Below are 16,928 nucleotides of genomic sequence, written 5' to 3' on the forward strand. Positions count from 1 at the left end.
AACCAACTTGGCAGGAAGTAAGGTGTTCGCAATACCCTTAAAAAAACGCAGCTTCTCGCGGGTCGGCGTTAATTGAATTGTTAACTGTCGGTTGCTTGGATAAAAATTCCCTTTCTAGAAAAATATTGTAAACTTTTGTTATAATCCTGAAAATAATTTTGTTTTTTTGTGTAGTAGTACCTGTCGACAAATTCAACTAGTTCGATGCAGACATTGACAAGTTGTTTTGAGACTGTCTTGTGAAATAAGGAGGCAATATTTGAAGGCAGATCAGTTAAAATGCTGCTTGCATATTTTCCAGCATCACCGCTAGGTAGCACACTAGACAGGAAAAATGAAATTATAACAGACAATATGTATTTTTGATGAACATATCGCCTGGTAATCTTGAGGCTTTTTGCTATTTCTTCTATAGAATCAGCATGGTGAAGTTTTTTAAGTTCCTCATTTAAAGAATCTACAAATAACTCCCATGGCTTTTGCCTTGAAAGATCATTGCAGTCATCAATAGTTAATCTGCAAATTAACTCAAATAGTGTGCAATGATTTTTTATGTAGATGTTTTTTGAAATGATGGACAGGCTATTTCCGTCTAGCCTATTTGTGTTGCTCGGGGTGGTTGCTAAAGCGGCAGAGGCATTTGCAGCAGCAAATGACTTGTCCAATGCCGAGTTGATTTCAATTAACCCAATATGGTCATTATATCCAAGATGTTCCATAAACTTATTTACAATTGACTCTCTTTGAAATAATTCAGAGTTGTTGTTGGCTTGATCCTCAATGTCAATAAGTGATTTTTCAATGTTTAAGTTTGTATTGATTGGAAACTGTTTGGCAAAAGTATCAGTAACTATATTATTTTTAACATGTTCTCTAAACTCCTTATCACAATCTTTCTCCCGAGAGATAAAGGGAGTGGTTTGTCGATATTTTTGCAAGAAGTCATTGAAAATTACAGACCAGTGATTTGATATATAACCTCTGTGCTCAAAATGGCTATTTAGTTCAATATCTGTAAAATTGTTCTCTAGTTTCTTTAAGCGATTAGCAACATAAAGGTTGAAGTTTCCGTCATATTCACCTGAAAGGACATATTTTATTCGAGAGCTTTTCCACATACTCTCGCATGCTTTCATTAACATAGCTGTATCTTTGCACTTAGCAATAGCAGGAGCTGCAACAAGAAAAGTTGCTTCTGGAAATGCCAAAATGTCCCATGCAAACTGGTGGAGTTTTGTTTGGAAAATTGACTTAAGGGCTTTTTCCGTTGCGCCTCCTTTGATGTTGTAATCTAAATAGTCCAGAAATATTAGTGGCATTAGCTTCTTTGGCCTTCTACCAGGTGGAATGGTTGGTATTGAATATAGCGCGCAAACGACTCGATATCTTTTTGTGGTTTTTGTGATCTGTCTAGTATTGTTTCAACTGTAGGCCCAAACACAAAATCCTTTGTAATTCCAAAATTATGCTGACATAAGAAGTCTTTATATAAATCAAAATGGTGGTAACAATGGATAAAAAAGTTATCCCTCCCAAGCGTTTTAAGGGTGAAAAAGGATTTTTGGGTACTTAAAATTTTCGTAAATGAATACTCACTACCTTCCTTTTTGTAGAACCCGCAGGCTTTATAGTAATTGCTATTTATATCAATGATTATAACTGTTGATCTATTATTCAATACCCTTGATATTTCAGAAAATGCGACATCTGGCCTTACTATATTTAGGAGTGTCATCGAGACCAGTGCAAAATCGAAAGCACCTTCAACAAATGGTAGTTGCTCGCTTAGCCCTTGCACACAGGGCCGCTTAGCAGTGTTGTTACTATTAGGGGGTGTAACGATATCTAAACCAATGTACTTTTCTGAAAATACTTTCTTGATGATTTCCTCGGATACGAAAGAGTCTGTACTGCCAATTTCGAAAATGTGCTTATACCTCTTATTATCAATAATACTCTCAAAAATAGGCTTAATGACATCAAGTTTGAGGCTGAAATTGCGTAAAATAGTATTTCGTTGTTCTGGCCGTTTTGAATGGTTAAGTACCCACAATGATCTAGATATGTTCTCAATGTTTGGAATCTCACCTAACACAAAAGGCTGCATTTGAATTTTTTTAGAGCCATCTATTACTGTGATTTTCAGAGTGGGAATATCTATATTGTGGATAGATATAATTTCATATTCATAGGAAAAATTACTCCACTGAATACTATCTAATATCTCTTCTTTTTTTGTGATATATTCCATCAAGTTATAGATATGTAATTAGATGAACAGTTAACGCAAAGCTAAGACGCGCGCCTAGCCGGGATTAAAGTAAGTTCGGGTTGTAATTGAGTTTGGCCGAAGCCGATTCAGCAAAGCGCAAGTTTGCGCGTCGTGCTTGAGCGTATTGTTGGCAGGCCACCCAAGTTGGCTAAGATTATTTAGTTTTGCCCTAGCACACAAGTTGTTTGATGAGATTGCGCTCTTCAAATGCTTTTATGCTTTTAATTTTTGACCACCAAGTCTTGCCGATTTATCTTACTATTTTTTCATGCACGAACAATGCAGTAAAAGTTGTTTCGTTCTCAGGATTTGTATTTCCTTTTAACTTTATATTCCGTGTACCAAAGATGACATGCCGTTTGGCGTAACGATTGGCGAAATATTTTCAATTCTTTCTGAGGACGATTCAACTTCCACGAGTAATGCTGTTTGCCGTTTGGTTTTATATTCAGTCCTGCCAACGCAAAGCTAAGACGCGCGCCTAGCCGAGGTTAAAGTGAGTTCGGGTTGTGGTGAGATGGCCGAAGCCGTTAAAACCAGCGTGCTCGCGCGTCGTGCTTGAGCGCATTGTTATACCGATATTGTTTAATTTCAGTATATTATGAAGTTTGTGTTGTGTTTGTTAAGTTCTTTTTAATGTATAGAACTGCAAATGTTAAAAGCGCCAAGATAAACACTGAAAAACCCAAAAATGCTATGAATGGAGCTCGGTACATACCATACATGCCAAATTGTAAATTTAACATTGTTGCTACAACGATTAAGGACCAAACAAGAAAAGAGTGATAAGCCCATTTTTTAAATTTCCATAAACCAACTGTAGAAGCTAATGCGGTAACACCGTAGGAAAAAGCTAGAATTGCCATTATTTTTGAACCATGCTCAGCATTCAACTGCATAGCACCGTTTGCGAATGCACCAATTGCAAACCAACCAAGGATAAGAGATATAACTGTAAAACCAGTAGGGCGTTTCAAATAAGTATCTCCTTAATGTTTTGAGGTATAACGTCCTGTTTCACCTGCTGGCGGTGGAGCAATATATTAATTTTATGCGTAGCAAAATGATTGCATCACACCGCGGATCGCGCGTGTGGGCCAGTCAGCGTGTAAACATTTGTTATACTTTTTTATAGGTTGATACCAAGATGAGTTCCGATAAGATAAACAGCACATGTCCCAATGATAATTATAACCACGCCTATTCCAATCTTGCCGATAGGTTTATTGTCCCAATTATGTTTTGTCTTGGAATTGTCGGCGGGTGGATTTGGTGCGGAGTTTGGTATGGGATTTACTTGCGTTAACGGTGTGAACCTTACCCCTGGGTAAATCTTTTTATTGTTGACAGCTAATGTCACTTTCCAGCCTTTTTCTTCGCCCCATTTTTTCAAGCTACCCCAGTCTAAGCTTGGAGCGTTCGGGTTACTTAAGTGGCGTTTCGCTGGAAAGTGTTTCTCAATTGTCGTGTCTAAAAGAACAATAGATGGACTCTCCATGTCTAAACACATTTTTAGTTCTTTTTCTAGTTCTGGTATGTTCTTTGTCATGCTAGTAAATTGTTTATATATGTATAACAGTATCAATACATGGACAATGTCCATCATATCACCTTATATCTGGCTACATTTTCCACTTATCTCAATATTAAGGCATTCTGCATGGAAAATAGTGTCCACATATTACCTTGTAATCTTTATTTTCCAGCTATTACCATATTAAGATTAAAAAATGGAAAAACAGATAGTTTGCGTCATTTTTTTCTACAAACATAACCGTACTGTTTGTTTTATAAATATTATGGGAGATGTCCAGATATTTTACAAGATGGCGTGTAGAGGATACAATCCGTTTCATCAAGCAAAGTTACGACATTGAAGATATACGGGTGCTAACCTACGATCGTTTAAAGAATATGGCAGTTCTTGTCTTGGCTTCTTCATACTTTGCAGCTGTCTGGCTTGGAACCAAAACAAAACTGAATATTCTTGCTACGCACGCACTGGATGCGGCCAAACGACTCTTTGGAATACCAAATTTTCGATATTATGCGTTAGCTGATGGGATTAAATCGATTTTCAAACGCATTGGAAAAGGGCCGCTCTATCCTAGAAATTATGAAAAATCAGCTTCACCCCAGTTATCGTTATGGTCTGGATAAAAATGGGTGAAGTCCTGCCATTAAAACAGACGATTCATACTTATTCAACGAATAATTATGCTACCTAACTGATAATTCAAATGATTTTTTTTAATAATGTGCGGTGGCAAAGGGTAACTATCGTGCAATATAGGCAGGTTTAGATGTTTTCTGATGCTCCCACACCTCAACAAGTGATAGTAGTGCTCATCTACCTGTTTGAGCAAAATAAGAGATCGACGGTTGAAGTACCAAATTCCACTACAAATCAACTTAGCTGAGCTTTCCACCGCCTATACAGCTCCCCCTTTCAATAACCAGGCATAGTATATGACGAAAAACTGACAACACTATTCCGTGGGATCCCATTATACTTGATTTATTGTTCAACAATTGGTAATCGTAATCAGTCTCACAATCCCACAACGTGGCACTATGGTGTTTTGTCATTACCTACAATGCAAATATTAATAGGAGGCAATTATGACTAAAGAATCTATCGATCCTAAGGTTTATGATTTATACGATGAATACTGTCATACACAGATGACAAGGAGGGATTTCCTCAACAAAGCATCGATGCTTGTTGTTGCAAGTGGGTCGGCCCTGGTTATGGCTGAAGCATTGTTCCCTCGTTATGCAGAAGCTCAAACGATCTCTTTTACTGACAAACGCATCAAACCCAGATACGTTGAATATGACTCCCCAGGTGGTTCATCCGGGAAAATGCGTGGATATTTGGTGACGCCTGCCAGTGAAGGTCCTTTTCCAGCCGTTTTAGTTATCCATGAAAATAGAGGGTTGAATCCTTATATAGAAGATGTCGCCCGTCGATTTGCAGTGGAGGGGTTCATTACGCTCGCCCCAGATGGATTGGCACCGATTGGTGGTTATCCCGGCAACGACGATGATGGCAAAGTCATGCAGAAATCCTTAGACAAAGACAAACTTTTTACCGATATGCTAAACAGCGCCAAGTTTTTAAAAGGACATGAATTGTCTAATGGAAAGTTGGGAGCGACAGGCTTCTGTTATGGTGGTGGTGTTGTTAATGAGCTTGCCGTAACTATGGGTGCGGATCTGAATGCCGGAGTTCCGTTTTATGGTGTAGCCCCAGTTCTTGAAAATGTAGCCAAAATCCGAGCGCCTCTTATGTTGAATTACGCTGAAGATGATCCACGGGTGAATACTACTCAGAAAGTATATAAAGAGGCTTTGAAGGGGAATAATAAAAATTTTGTCATGCATACTTACGAAGGCACCAGACACGGCTTCCATAACGACTCTACGCCTCGCTACAATGAAGTGCAGGCTGAGCTTGCCTGGAAACGTACCATTTCCTTTTTTAAGGAGCAGCTCATTTAAGTGGGAATACTCAAAATTGACATATGCTGAACGACCTTCCTATCAGTGAAGAACTGTTCAACATATGTCAAAAAAAATGAGCAGAATTATCTTAAGGTAAACTTGCCCCTGTCCACCTGAGAACCTACGTGGATTTATGATTCTAAATCCTTCCTCAAGCGATTTCCGAAGATCAACTTCTAAAACTGCCCTGCATTTCTCACAATAAAATATCGTTAAGACAGGGGAGAAATCACGCCCGGATAGAGGTACCCCTGAGTGGTAATCATGTCCCGTGTCAGGTAGAAAAGATGTCTAAAAACATTTTTTTAGCGAATAAACCCAGGTTTTTAGCATTTTTTCATTGCTTTCTGGTTGTTTATTGGTGATTTTTTTATAAAATCTGGTATGCTGACCGCCAATATAGTACAAAGAGGTGCTAATCTAGAATAATTTTAACCATGGAAAATTAACGATGAAAAGAGTACTGACATTATCCTTCTTGCTGATCTTCATGTTAGCCTTTACCGGTTGTAGCGATAACGACGACGATTCAAGCACAGCAACAAATTCAGCCACCGGTTCCGGCGTTGCTATCCCTAGCTCCTCGGAAGATGGGCTCTACTGGGGAAGGCATAATGGAAACAGACCTCACTGGTATTATTCCATGGCAATGCGTGATTACCCGAATGACTTCTATCTTACCGTCCAGGGATGCACCACAAGACTTGCAGTTAATCGCAATGGAACAACTCGTGTTGAGCTGGGTGGCTATCTTCTCAAACAGTCTGACGTTCCAGGACGTGGCATGGTTGTTCTTGGGCCAAGTTCGTGCTACTCGAGGGTTTCTTATATTGAGTTTCAATAAGCAAACTTGCCCGGTAATCGCTTTTGCGGATACTCGGGCATAAGCCAGGCTCTGGTCTGAACTCCTCCAGGGAAAATCAAAGCGGGAATAGATTCTATAAACACTCAGAATTTATTCCCGTTTTTTGTTTATCTGTAACCTTTTTCTTGCACTCAGCCCCGTCAAAAACACACGCTTACACCAGTTAGCAAGGTAGTAACTGGTACATTCATGATCACCGACACTTCCTCCCCATTAAACACCCATCCTGACAGTCACGTGATAACAACAATTGACAAATCTGCTTTGCCCGTTGCCTTCTTTGAACGAGACTTATGTGCCCGTACTGCTACCTGTCTCGGCGTCTGTCCCGAGAATGCTATTTCACTCGATGAGAATTATTACCCTGTGCTCGACGAGACTACATGTACCGCATGCGGCAAATGTCGAGAAGTCTGCCCCGGTGGCCAGGTTAATTTTGAAAAACTCAGCCAGCAAAGTTTCGGAATCAGTGATGATTTCAGTTTTGACGGTCATTGCGAAGAAATTTTAGTCGGTCACGCACTGGATTCGTCAATACTTGAGAAAGCTACCGGCGGCGGTATCATAACCGCTCTTGCTATCATGCTACTGGAAAGCGGGGAAGTAGATGGATGCGTAGTCACGCGTATGCGTACAGACAAACCCTGGATGGGTGAACCGTTTATCGCAACCAGCCGCGAGGAAATCCTAACAAGTGCGGGATCGCGTTACACAGTCATCCCTCTCAACAAAACCCTCCACACCATCCGCCAGCAGGAAGGCAAATACGCCATTGTCGGTCTTCCCTGCCACAACCATGGCTTACGTAATGCCATGGCTCAGGATGAAGTTCTGGCTGCCAGGATTAAAGTTATTATCGGCACCTTCTGCGGTGGTACACTGGAACCCGTCGTCGTTCCCGAATTGCTGAGAACAAAAAATATCCCCCTTGACTCGATAACTAATTTTGAATTTCGCGGTGGTGCATGGCCCGGCCAGATGCGAGCAGTATTCAAGGACAAACCGCCACAGGCTGTCCACTATTCGAACTACAAAGATGGTGCGTACAATTACCTGATAGGTATCTACCTCCCAAGACGCTGCCAGGTTTGCTACGACGGTTCCAATTTATTTGCAGATATAGCCGTTGGCGATGCATGGACACGTGATGAAAGTGGCAAATACAAGTACAATTCGCAATCACGTGTATTTGTACGCAGTGATCTTGGCAAAAGAATTATCAAAAAGGCGGTGGAACGAGAGGTATTAAAGCTCAATGACGTAACCCAGGATCCGAGCTACAAAACCCACAGGATGCGTACCCAGCGCAAAGGACTGAACGCACCATTACGTCACGCCCGCTGGCAGAAAAAAGGCATCCCCGTACCGCAATACGATCGTCCTCTGCCCCATGCCAGCAACTGGGAAAAACTGACTGAAATCTTGATTTCAATGTTCCTCTGGACAGGACAGGTCCCCTGGTTGCGTTACGCAATCACCAAGACACTTACTTCAAAAGCCATGATTCCTTTGATCAAGCTACGACTCTGGCGAAAAAAACGGAAATATCTAAAACGGGCCACGTCCAAAGGGTAGCTCCAGGCTACTCTCCCTGTGCTGCTCTCCGGGTCAACGGCCTGGCTGGCCGGCTCATCCCCCTGACCTTGAAAGCCCCCCGCTTTTCCTCCACCCTGTGTTACAACGGACAAGCCCCTAAAAATCGGTATATTTGTATTCATTATTACTGACGGTAAATATTTTTGTTCTCCTGTCCGATACAGACAGAACGATAACTGTTTGTTGATTGTTTAAACTTTCTGCCCCCACAGAAAAGAAGAGAGGAATTATGAGTATAACAGATACGGCAACCGGACTAAGCCCCTATACAACTATCCCACAACTGAACAATACACTTACCACTGCCGCCGAACAAACTCAGGCGGTAAGCTCTGTGGAAGGTGATTCCTCGGGAGTCGCCAATGATTCTGGTAGTCAAAATGAAGCGCTTTCCTCATTCGAGGCAGTTCTCAGTAAACTGCTACCAGGAACTGGAGGCTCAGGAGATAAAGTCAATGAAGAGCAACTTTTTTCAGCTCTCCTTGAAGAACGACTAACAACCTTAAAAGGTCCTGAACTGGCAGCAACCTATAGTCAATATTTTGAGGAAAACAAGAGTCAAATGACTACTGCCGATGGCTATGTCCCGGTTGAAACTGCAGCCAGAGAGGCGTTGCGAAGTCTGGTGGCTGACGGTTCTCTCACCACGGAAGAGGCTGAGGAAATTCATGCACAGGCCTTTCAGGCCGCACAAATTGACGACAACAAGGGCGCACTTTACGACAGCTTTGGAACAACCATGGCCGTAACCCTGGTTGAGATGGCAATGCGATCTTCCAGTGCCATGATGGCAAGCTTTGATTCCGGAGAGCTAGAGGCAGGACGCCTCTCTCTCGACTTCCTTCAAGAATCAGGCCCTGCACAATTTAACAGCGCCAATTCGATTTCCGCATCAAATGAGTCCGCTGAATTTGTTGGTGGCGATGGTTTCCTTTTCAAACCGGTTTCTGAAAAAAATGGGAACCTCGTCGTATTATTACCAGCAACCATGTCTGGCCAGATCAAAGATGTTTCCCTTGTCGATAACAGCGGACAGACAATAGAAACTGGAGATGCATTTGAGGATTTCGAGGACGGTCGCCCCGTATTCAGATTCGATCAGGCGGGTGGCAGTTATCCTTCCAATATCACGGTGACGGTAACAATGATTGATGGAAGTGAAAAACAGTATAACATTGCCAACCCCGGTCAACGCTATGCATAGGAGGAATAAAGCAGAGAGTACTGTTTGGTATTTGCGGATTCTCTTTTAGCAGTCTCCGTACACGATTACCCTGTCTGCTCTATATTTGTAGCTTTTTCCATCCTTTACGCAGTTAATATCTCCCTTTGGTACTCTGGTCATATTCCAGTATATGACCCGACCATTATCATACCCGTGGAAAGGGATACTCACGCCATCGGAAGTGCATTTTTCAAAGCCCATGACCTGCCCCGGGCAAAGTACTAATGACTTGCCGCCATCGCTAGATCCAGTTGTGGTGTGATGAAATCTCGATTCATAGCTGGTCGCTTCAGGCACGGACTCTTCCTTTGGTTCCGATGCCACTTGTGGTGCTGTCCCTGTTGTAGTCGTGACAGTTGACACTTCGACGGTAGTCTCGTCATCATCTCCAGAGCCACTGACGGAGTCGACAAGTTCGTCCCAGTCATCACAGCCATTGAGTAACAGGATAAGTGCAAACGGCAAGAGTAATCTGATCATTTTTTTCATAGGTCGCCCTCAAAACTAGAATAGTGGTGCCATAAGACATCTCATAAAGATACTTAGCTGGCCTACAATGTATCAGCTGTGTCAGCTTTCAGACACATTACATGGAGTAAATAAACAAAGTATTAGTGATTGATCATAAAATGCTGGGTTACAAGTTCAATACCATCAAGATGTATTTCGACACTCCACCTGCCGTTAATTCCACCCTTGTATTCGTCACCGGTTATTAATTCTGTGATAGCCCCATTTTTTATAAGTTTCAACCAAAAGAAGGAACGATACTGTCGGGAAGGCAAGGTTAATGAGATCGTATGCCTGGAGGTGTTGATAAGACGGCCGTTTGGAGCCTTCCAGAGAGCCGATAAATAATGTTTTCCTGCCTCAAGCTGATGAAACTCCATAAGCAGAAAAATCCTCTCGGAAGGATCAAAGGAGTACCGCTCATGAAGGAACTCCTCATCCCCATACATTTTAACAGATAAGGACTGGGCACGTTCCAGATCCAGATTACTCTGACCGGTTATACCGTCATCCGTCTCGGAGGAGGTGGGAGGAGGAGACACTGCAATGCTTGCATGTGTAGAGGCTTCATCCTGTACACTCAACGGGTTAACCCTGATAGTCGACTCGACAACACGATGTTCACTGATGGCCGGCGTCTGGGAGTCTGGGAACAAGCGATAGAAAACCAGCACAGCAACAGCAAGCAACAGAAGGGCTATAACTATCCGTCTTCCTGACAACTCTACTTTCATCAATCCAGAAGCTGTAGGACACGATTGACACTGTCACGTGCCTTCTTTTTTTCTATCTCCACAACGGGTAGCATCTCTTTACTCAATCGATCTCTATCATCCCAGGCTCTTCGCATTATGGCTGACAGATTCTCAACACTCAGGTCAGCAAGGGCGATTCTCCAGTCACCCATGCCAACGGTTTTCAGAAAACCCGCACTTTTCGGATAGGCATCGATGCTGATCATAGGCGTGCCGACCGCTGCACAAAAAATCAGAGTATGGGTGCGCAAGCCCGCATGAACTCCGACTTTACCCAGTAATCCGGCTAACTCCTGATAGGTATAATCCTTGTTACCAACCACCCTGACCCTGTCCTTCCGTCTGACCTGTTCCACACACTCCAGAGTAATTTTCATGTCCATAATCTGGGTTACGGTGAACAGGACATCAACATCCAGCGCCTCAATCAAGGCATCAGCTGTACCGGCGATAACCTTGCAGAATTCGCCACGATCAAGTGTTCCTGTCTGACTCCAGTTATCTATATAGGCATTGACATTCAGCCCGACACTGCCGTTTGGCCCCTTAAACAGATCCTCTTTGGCGATAATTTCATTCAGGCGCTCCTCTGAGGGAAATTGAGTATTGAGGGCGCAATCGGCATGAACCACGATTTCCGGATGACGCAGTTCCAGCTTTTCTATCAGCTCCTTCGTCTGTCTGTCCCTGGTTATTACAAGGGGACAGGCATCGAGAACCGTCTGTAAAGCCTCCGCCCCCACCTGGTGATCAATGGGGCCGATACTGGAATTATAGAGAACAATGGGAATCCCTTTTTTCTTACAAAACCTTGAAAAGAGAGCTATTGACTTGAGGTTATTAACAAATGGGTTATTAAACTTCCGATCAAAGAGGATATTGTCGGTGACAAGCACCATCTCGGTGTTGGTCATTGCCCGATACAGGGGCCAGCCCAGATTTTTGAGTGCAAAATTCCATGGCATCATCCCCATGGGACGAACCGGATGATGTCCAAAATGGGTTTGGATAAAACGGGTGTTTAAGGTCGGAATCTGAAAAAGAATATCAGAACGCTCAAGCGCAAAATCATCCAACAGATTTCCGAGAATTGCGTTGTCGCCTGCATTGCGTCCCGAGTTATTGCCAAGAACAGTTATGGTTTTCATGAATTCCTTATTTCAAATGCTATGGCTGCAACCAGCCCTGTTCCACATACCAGTCAGCTGTCTCAATAATGCCCTCTTTATTCCCATGCCTTGGTGTATACCCCAAAACATCACGCATCTTACTTATATCAAAATTGCGGTCTTTAGAATAAAAGGCGACTCTTCTTCTGTATATGGGCGGTTCAATTTTAAAAGGCTTGCAAATGGCCTCACAGATATCACCAGCGAGAAAGAACGGCCCTATGGGAAGGCGGATCGTTTTAATCTTTCTGGAAAAATGCTCAGCAACTATGGCCGCGATATCAGCAATGGCAATGGGTTCATTAGCACCACTGATAAAAGTCTCTCCAAGGGCCGCCGGATGAGTCGCTGCAATAATAAATGAATTCGTCAAGTCGTCCACATGGACAAGATGATACATGCATTTGCCCTTTCCCAACAGCAGGAAGTAGGGCTTCATCGCCATCTTGAAAAGCTTGAGAAGGCGCTTGTCACCAGGGCCATAGATAGCAGCAGGACGGATGATGGTATAGGGAAAATCCTTATCGGCAGCAAATGCATTGAGCCATTCTTCGGCCTGAAGCTTTGTACGCTGATAGCCATCACCGGGACTGAAGGGATACTCCTCGGTTGCCGGAGGATTTTCTATATGACCATGTACACCTATGGTTGAAATGTGAATATATCGCTCGAAGTTTGGATTCTTTAGAACCTCTTCACAAATAATCTGGGTACTTTTAACATGAACATCCCAGTAATCCTGCTCGGTGCTTTTTGCCTCCCGAAAAGCTGCCGCGACATGGAACACATAGCTCTGGCCACTGACGGCCTGCCGCATAATCTTTTCGTCAAAAACATCACCACGAAACCAGGTTATGTCCAGGTCAGCAAGTGGTTCGATGTTGGAACTCTCTCTGGCAACAGCGCTGACCTTCAGCCCTGCGTCAACCAGTTTTCTGGTGAGGACTGTTCCGGTGAATCCTGTAGCACCCGTTACCAGCACAGGAGTTCCCGCAGGAATTTGGCATATCACGTCATTCATATATAATCCACATTTGGGCTAAATTGTCAAACAGTCAAAAAATGACCGTACATAAGACCACGAGATCGGGCACGATGCAAGCTAAAAGCAACCCTGGCTTGCCATTCACTACCGCTTTTTCGACCTGTTATTTTTAAAAAGACGACGTAAAGTGGGAAGAAGATGGCCACGTTTGCCACGTAATGATGGCTGCCATCCTGGTCGGGTGAGAACCGACCGTATGGAAGAGACAGGATTGGTAGAATCCAGGTCACACGCGAACTGTATACCATAACGCCCCATGACCTCCTCTTCCCCGGCAAATGGCAATGGATCCGAACCGCTGATAACAGTCAGCCCCTTTTGAGCTGCCTGTCTCATAAGCAAGGGCCTAAACCAGCATGTGGGACGAAGTGTGGTGTCACCGATAAGTAAGGAACCGGGCCGGCTAGCGTCAAGTAGATCTTGAACAACTCTTTTCCGCTTGAAAAACCATTTCCCAGGAGCCCAGCTCAGCACCGGCACACCATTTTCCTGATGTATTCTTTTGACGACTTCACTCGCGGCCAGCCCCTCGGGTATTTGCTTATCGACTGTGAGTGCCAGTATTTCAATTCTTTCACGGGTGATAATCTGGCGACCCGGGAAAATATAAAGATCCGGATAATTCTTTTCCTTTATATGTAAGGCACTTTCAAGATATCGTACTTCTGCTTCTGCCCCTAATACCTGTGCACCGTTCTTTTCAAAATCGGCGAAGAAATTACAATCTGAGCGCTCTGCCAGAAATGCAAGACAGGTTGCCTGGCTGTCAAGTTGAGAAAGGTTGCGGCGCAGGTTATGGAGGGCCAGTTGTATGTCATACTCTGGATATATATGAACATGGGTATCAGCTGTCAGACGCATCAAAACTCACCTTATGAGGCTCACTCTGCAGTACAAATGTGTAACAGGCAGCCAGTTTTTCAGTATAATTGTGGAAATTATATGTGCTTTCATAGAGCTTCCGCCCCTCGCTGCCCATAGCCTCCCGCATATCTTTTTCTTCAATAAGTGAGATCATCTTCTCTGCCATATCCTTCGGTGTCGGGGCTGCTAAAGTCGCCAGATTTTCATTGAGTATCAGACGATTTGCCTTAACATCGGTGGCCATAATCGACCGGCCAGCTTTCAAGTAATCAAGAAGTTTCAAGGGGGTATTTACACCACTTATTCGTGGCGAAAGCAGAATGTCGGAGGCGGAAAGATAGTCTGGCAGAGTGTCCGGTGCAACCATCCCGATAAAACTGACGGCATCCAGAACATTTTGCTGTTGTAAAATCTGTTTACGCTCTTCAATCTTCTTATCCGTGCCACCGATAATAATAAACCGGGCCTGAGGACAACTCTTCACCACCTCAGGGATGGATTCAATTAACAAATCAACACCCTGATATATGGCAAATGAGCCAACAAAGGTAAGAAGGATTTCATTCGGCCGTTGCTGAAGTTCTGCACGTACCAGAGCTACTCGAGCAGGATCTGGCTCCACAAGCGATGAAGGAATATCAAAGATATGAAAGGCGCGGGTCGATGTCTTCATATCATCTACCTGCTTTGCCAACCCAGCTCCCGTACAGATTACCGCGTCAACCCGCTTTACCGTCATCCGCTCGACAAAAGCGTAACCGGAAAGGAGGATATTCTTCAAAAATCCTTTTTTATAGGAAGACGGATCTGAATGTTTTTCAAAGATAGACTTACATGCAGCAAAGCGACCTAGCAAAACGGCTATCATTCCAGCTTCTTCAATTCCATGAATAACGAGGTACTTGTTTTTTCGGATGAGTTGCAGTCCCCTAAAAAACAGGAGGATATCGAAAAAGATCTTATACGCGGATGGACCTATGGGAATCTGCTTGAACTGAAAAGGATTCGCCACCCTGATAATATTTACACCCGTTATGTCACGCCGTTCACCAATGGGAAGAGTCAGTAAATCCACTGAATAACCTGATTTAACAAGGGCCTGAACATTAAAACTTACACGAATAGGAGACCCTCGCCATTGAAAAAAAGGCTGTGGGGAGATAAGGAGGATTCTTTTCATATTGTGGCAGAATCGTTTTTTAACTGACTGAATTGTCGAAATTGAACTTACAAAGATCAGACTCAAACAGGAGCAATGGGTGTTCTAAACCATTTTAATTATAAGTGTGCAATAAAAAAACCGTTAAAACCGCCATCATACTCTATCTGCTTTACACTCCAGACCCGCGCTAATCGGACTCACCTAAGCCAAGATCTCCCTCGGAGAGATACGCAGTACTACCAATACAGATATTTGTCGAACCAGGAAAAAGATGCGCTGGAAACGAAAGGAGTTATCTGGTATGTTGACGATTTTTCTCCTCACTCAAAAATCAGTAGCTCAGAGACACTAACATGACAGATAATAACACAACTAACACTCAAGAACCCACAATTCAGGCCATGGTCTGGTACAAAGAAGAAGACTGGGAGACACTTATCAAGCTCTTCAGTGATAGCCACCTCCTCCCCAAAAGCTACGGTGACTGGCTCGCAAGAGCGGAGGAGATGGTCAAAACAGTTGAAGGAAACGGTGATATGGTAATAAAGGTCTTTATCGACCCGGAAACATTTCCTGCCTGGTGCAAAGAAAAGAACAGAGAAATGGATTCAAAGGCAAGAGCTGATCTCGCTATCGAAGTGGCAACTGAGCAAAGCCTTGCCCTGTAAAGCTGAGGGATGGTGGGAATTTGCCCTGCAAATCTCCTAGATTTTTCCCTGTTCAGCAAGAATAGCATATACCACGTAATACTTATAAATATTAATCACATACTGAACGGTTTCCTTTGTTCAGCTTTAAGATACTTTCATAGTAGCTGCTGGATTCACGGACATATAGCTCCATCCCGGCAAGATCATGGCTGTTTTCTAGCTCTGGTATACCTTTCCTTGTTACAACCACTTCTCTTACATTCGTAGCAAAGGGTGCAGAAAAATCCACTGTTCGCAGCCGTTCATCGGTAATTGTAAGGTTCCCTACAGCGATATCTCCAAGACCTTCGTTGAGTCGGGACAACAGGAGATGACGTTCGGTTGGGACGATGATAGTATGAATTTTTAAGTATTTTGTTCCCTGCTGCCTATTGATGTACTTCTCGAAGAGTTTTACAGCATCATACGACAAACCTTTTTCAGTTGCACCATCGAGGAAATAAAAGGTTTTGCTATATGGAATGAGTACACGAATCACCCGTCTCTTCACCATCTCATCATAATCACCTTTCCACGCCTTGACCTTTACCAGGTCATCCGTTGCCGTAATAGCCCATCCAGACGACGCAATTGCAGAACCAATAAGGACACAACAACAGCAACACAAGACCTTGACCAATCAGCCAGGCAACCATTTTTTTTATCACACTCCCTCCCAAAACAAAAAACGCCCAGACAGTTTCCTGCCTGGGCGCTATCATTGATCAAAAAACAATCAGCAGGCCTGGACGGCCTTCCGCCAGCCGTCATCTTTGAGGCGCTGGATTCTTTCAACAGCCCAGGTGTTGATCGCGGTGAGATACTCCTTGGGATCACTATCTTTCATGGCAATGATCTTATTCCGCTCCTCGGTGATATCCGCAGTCTCTCCGGGATACATCTCACGCCAGGTTGCATAGCCTTCATCAAAAATAAACTCAGGATTGACATGAGCTGGATCCATACTCAGTTTGGCAATGGCAAACATACGAACCAGATCCATATCATATTCAATAACCCAATTATTATCACTTACCATTGTCTCTCTGTCAAACTTCTGATCCACTGAACAGCTTGGGCAAAACAAGCGATCGATTACCTCCTGTCCCATTACGTTATCACGCAGATGAAATGTGGCATCCTTTTTTCCGCAGTTACATGTTTTTCTTACTTCCTGGCACATAATTCGTCTCCATATTCTTGACTATTGAGATTCAGGAGTCTTCCTGAGAAATGTTTGTACCCAATACTATGCACAATTTAAAACGA

The 16,928-nt window shown here is 43.4% G+C and carries 18 protein-coding genes; 6 read left to right on the forward strand and 12 right to left on the reverse strand.

Features of this window, described 5'->3' with window-relative positions; genetic code table 11:
• Positions 1-80: 80 nt before the first annotated feature.
• From UWK_RS02345 to UWK_RS02360, 4 genes are all read right to left on the reverse strand, one after another.
• A complete protein-coding gene (locus UWK_RS02345; protein WP_015402742.1) occupies positions 81-1,319 on the reverse strand; it encodes a hypothetical protein in 1,239 nt (412 codons plus the stop codon).
• On the reverse strand, positions 1,319-2,251 hold the full coding sequence (locus tag UWK_RS02350; RefSeq protein ID WP_015402743.1) for a methyltransferase domain-containing protein: 933 nt from the start codon (positions 2,249-2,251) through the stop codon (positions 1,319-1,321). Before UWK_RS02350 ends, UWK_RS02345 begins: the two co-directional genes overlap by 1 nt.
• A 620-nt stretch (positions 2,252-2,871) precedes the next feature.
• Entirely contained in the window at positions 2,872-3,249 is a 378-nt protein-coding gene (locus UWK_RS02355; RefSeq protein WP_015402744.1) for a hypothetical protein, read from the reverse strand.
• Between the two features lie 152 nt (positions 3,250-3,401).
• Positions 3,402-3,821, reverse strand: a complete 420-nt coding sequence (locus UWK_RS02360) for a hypothetical protein (RefSeq protein WP_153304796.1) — start codon at positions 3,819-3,821, stop codon at positions 3,402-3,404.
• Positions 3,822-4,078: 257 nt separating this feature from the next.
• On the opposite strand from UWK_RS02360, the gene UWK_RS02365 reads away from it, so the two are divergent.
• The 5 genes from UWK_RS02365 (at position 4,079) to UWK_RS02385 (ending at position 9,444) form a co-directional block, all read left to right on the forward strand.
• A complete protein-coding gene (locus UWK_RS02365; protein ID WP_015402746.1) occupies positions 4,079-4,432 on the forward strand; it encodes a transposase in 354 nt (117 codons plus the stop codon).
• Positions 4,433-4,894: 462 nt separating this feature from the next.
• The gene (locus tag UWK_RS02370; RefSeq protein WP_015402747.1) at positions 4,895-5,776 is read left to right on the forward strand and encodes a dienelactone hydrolase family protein; all 882 of its coding nucleotides are present in this window, start codon (positions 4,895-4,897) and stop codon (positions 5,774-5,776) included.
• A gap of 454 nt (positions 5,777-6,230) precedes the next feature.
• Positions 6,231-6,623: a hypothetical protein gene (locus UWK_RS02375; RefSeq protein WP_015402748.1), complete on the forward strand. Its 393-nt coding sequence runs from the start codon at positions 6,231-6,233 to the stop codon at positions 6,621-6,623.
• 210 nt (positions 6,624-6,833) lie between these two features.
• Positions 6,834-8,219: a Coenzyme F420 hydrogenase/dehydrogenase, beta subunit C-terminal domain gene (locus UWK_RS02380; RefSeq protein WP_015402749.1), complete on the forward strand. Its 1,386-nt coding sequence runs from the start codon at positions 6,834-6,836 to the stop codon at positions 8,217-8,219.
• A 250-nt stretch (positions 8,220-8,469) separates the two neighbouring features.
• A complete protein-coding gene (locus UWK_RS02385; RefSeq protein WP_015402751.1) occupies positions 8,470-9,444 on the forward strand; it encodes a hypothetical protein in 975 nt (324 codons plus the stop codon).
• Positions 9,445-9,489: 45 nt separating this feature from the next.
• Here UWK_RS02385 and UWK_RS02390 read toward each other — a convergent pair whose 3' ends face one another.
• From UWK_RS02390 to UWK_RS02415, 6 genes are all read right to left on the reverse strand, one after another.
• The gene (locus UWK_RS02390; protein WP_015402752.1) at positions 9,490-9,954 is read right to left on the reverse strand and encodes a hypothetical protein; all 465 of its coding nucleotides are present in this window, start codon (positions 9,952-9,954) and stop codon (positions 9,490-9,492) included.
• 122 nt (positions 9,955-10,076) lie between these two features.
• Entirely contained in the window at positions 10,077-10,709 is a 633-nt protein-coding gene (locus UWK_RS02395) for a hypothetical protein (RefSeq protein ID WP_015402753.1), read from the reverse strand.
• On the reverse strand, positions 10,709-11,878 hold the full coding sequence (locus UWK_RS02400; protein ID WP_015402754.1) for a polysaccharide pyruvyl transferase family protein: 1,170 nt from the start codon (positions 11,876-11,878) through the stop codon (positions 10,709-10,711). Before UWK_RS02400 ends, UWK_RS02395 begins: the two co-directional genes overlap by 1 nt.
• Positions 11,879-11,897: 19 nt before the next feature.
• Positions 11,898-12,920, reverse strand: a complete 1,023-nt coding sequence (locus UWK_RS02405) for an NAD-dependent epimerase/dehydratase family protein (RefSeq protein ID WP_015402755.1) — start codon at positions 12,918-12,920, stop codon at positions 11,898-11,900.
• Between the two features lie 108 nt (positions 12,921-13,028).
• Complete coding sequence (locus UWK_RS18095) at positions 13,029-13,805, reverse strand: hypothetical protein (protein ID WP_015402756.1); 777 nt, start codon at positions 13,803-13,805, stop codon at positions 13,029-13,031.
• Positions 13,789-14,988, reverse strand: a complete 1,200-nt coding sequence (locus UWK_RS02415; protein WP_015402757.1) for a glycosyltransferase family 4 protein — start codon at positions 14,986-14,988, stop codon at positions 13,789-13,791. Before UWK_RS02415 ends, UWK_RS18095 begins: the two co-directional genes overlap by 17 nt.
• A gap of 335 nt (positions 14,989-15,323) precedes the next feature.
• Here UWK_RS02415 and UWK_RS02425 point away from each other — a divergent pair, with 335 nt between their 5' ends.
• Positions 15,324-15,638: a hypothetical protein gene (locus UWK_RS02425; protein WP_015402758.1), complete on the forward strand. Its 315-nt coding sequence runs from the start codon at positions 15,324-15,326 to the stop codon at positions 15,636-15,638.
• A gap of 91 nt (positions 15,639-15,729) precedes the next feature.
• Here UWK_RS02425 and UWK_RS02430 read toward each other — a convergent pair whose 3' ends face one another.
• The gene (locus UWK_RS02430; protein WP_153304797.1) at positions 15,730-16,287 is read right to left on the reverse strand and encodes a transporter substrate-binding domain-containing protein; all 558 of its coding nucleotides are present in this window, start codon (positions 16,285-16,287) and stop codon (positions 15,730-15,732) included.
• A 108-nt stretch (positions 16,288-16,395) separates the two neighbouring features.
• Positions 16,396-16,842, reverse strand: a complete 447-nt coding sequence (locus tag UWK_RS02435; protein WP_015402760.1) for a hypothetical protein — start codon at positions 16,840-16,842, stop codon at positions 16,396-16,398.
• Positions 16,843-16,928: the final 86 nt, after the last annotated feature.

It is taken from the genome of Desulfocapsa sulfexigens DSM 10523 (genome assembly GCF_000341395.1).
Taxonomy (GTDB): domain Bacteria; phylum Desulfobacterota; class Desulfobulbia; order Desulfobulbales; family Desulfocapsaceae; genus Desulfocapsa; species Desulfocapsa sulfexigens.

Excerpts from the sequence above, each read along its gene's own strand:
- UWK_RS02345 (WP_015402742.1), bottom strand. The coding sequence starts at position 1,319 with ATGCCACTAATATTTCTGGACTATTTAGATTACAACATCAAAGGAGGC.
- UWK_RS02350 (WP_015402743.1), bottom strand. The coding sequence starts at position 2,251 with ATGGAATATATCACAAAAAAAGAAGAGATATTAGATAGTATTCAGTGG.
- UWK_RS02360 (WP_153304796.1), bottom strand. The coding sequence starts at position 3,821 with ATGACAAAGAACATACCAGAACTAGAAAAAGAACTAAAAATGTGTTTA.
- UWK_RS02365 (WP_015402746.1), top strand. The coding sequence starts at position 4,079 with ATGTCCAGATATTTTACAAGATGGCGTGTAGAGGATACAATCCGTTTC.
- UWK_RS02370 (WP_015402747.1), top strand. The coding sequence starts at position 4,895 with ATGACTAAAGAATCTATCGATCCTAAGGTTTATGATTTATACGATGAA.
- UWK_RS02375 (WP_015402748.1), top strand. The coding sequence starts at position 6,231 with ATGAAAAGAGTACTGACATTATCCTTCTTGCTGATCTTCATGTTAGCC.
- UWK_RS02380 (WP_015402749.1), top strand. The coding sequence starts at position 6,834 with ATGATCACCGACACTTCCTCCCCATTAAACACCCATCCTGACAGTCAC.
- UWK_RS02385 (WP_015402751.1), top strand. The coding sequence starts at position 8,470 with ATGAGTATAACAGATACGGCAACCGGACTAAGCCCCTATACAACTATC.
- UWK_RS02390 (WP_015402752.1), bottom strand. The coding sequence starts at position 9,954 with ATGAAAAAAATGATCAGATTACTCTTGCCGTTTGCACTTATCCTGTTA.
- UWK_RS02395 (WP_015402753.1), bottom strand. The coding sequence starts at position 10,709 with ATGAAAGTAGAGTTGTCAGGAAGACGGATAGTTATAGCCCTTCTGTTG.
- UWK_RS02400 (WP_015402754.1), bottom strand. The coding sequence starts at position 11,878 with ATGAAAACCATAACTGTTCTTGGCAATAACTCGGGACGCAATGCAGGC.
- UWK_RS02405 (WP_015402755.1), bottom strand. The coding sequence starts at position 12,920 with ATGAATGACGTGATATGCCAAATTCCTGCGGGAACTCCTGTGCTGGTA.
- UWK_RS18095 (WP_015402756.1), bottom strand. The coding sequence starts at position 13,805 with ATGCGTCTGACAGCTGATACCCATGTTCATATATATCCAGAGTATGAC.
- UWK_RS02415 (WP_015402757.1), bottom strand. The coding sequence starts at position 14,988 with ATGAAAAGAATCCTCCTTATCTCCCCACAGCCTTTTTTTCAATGGCGA.
- UWK_RS02425 (WP_015402758.1), top strand. The coding sequence starts at position 15,324 with ATGACAGATAATAACACAACTAACACTCAAGAACCCACAATTCAGGCC.
- UWK_RS02435 (WP_015402760.1), bottom strand. The coding sequence starts at position 16,842 with ATGTGCCAGGAAGTAAGAAAAACATGTAACTGCGGAAAAAAGGATGCC.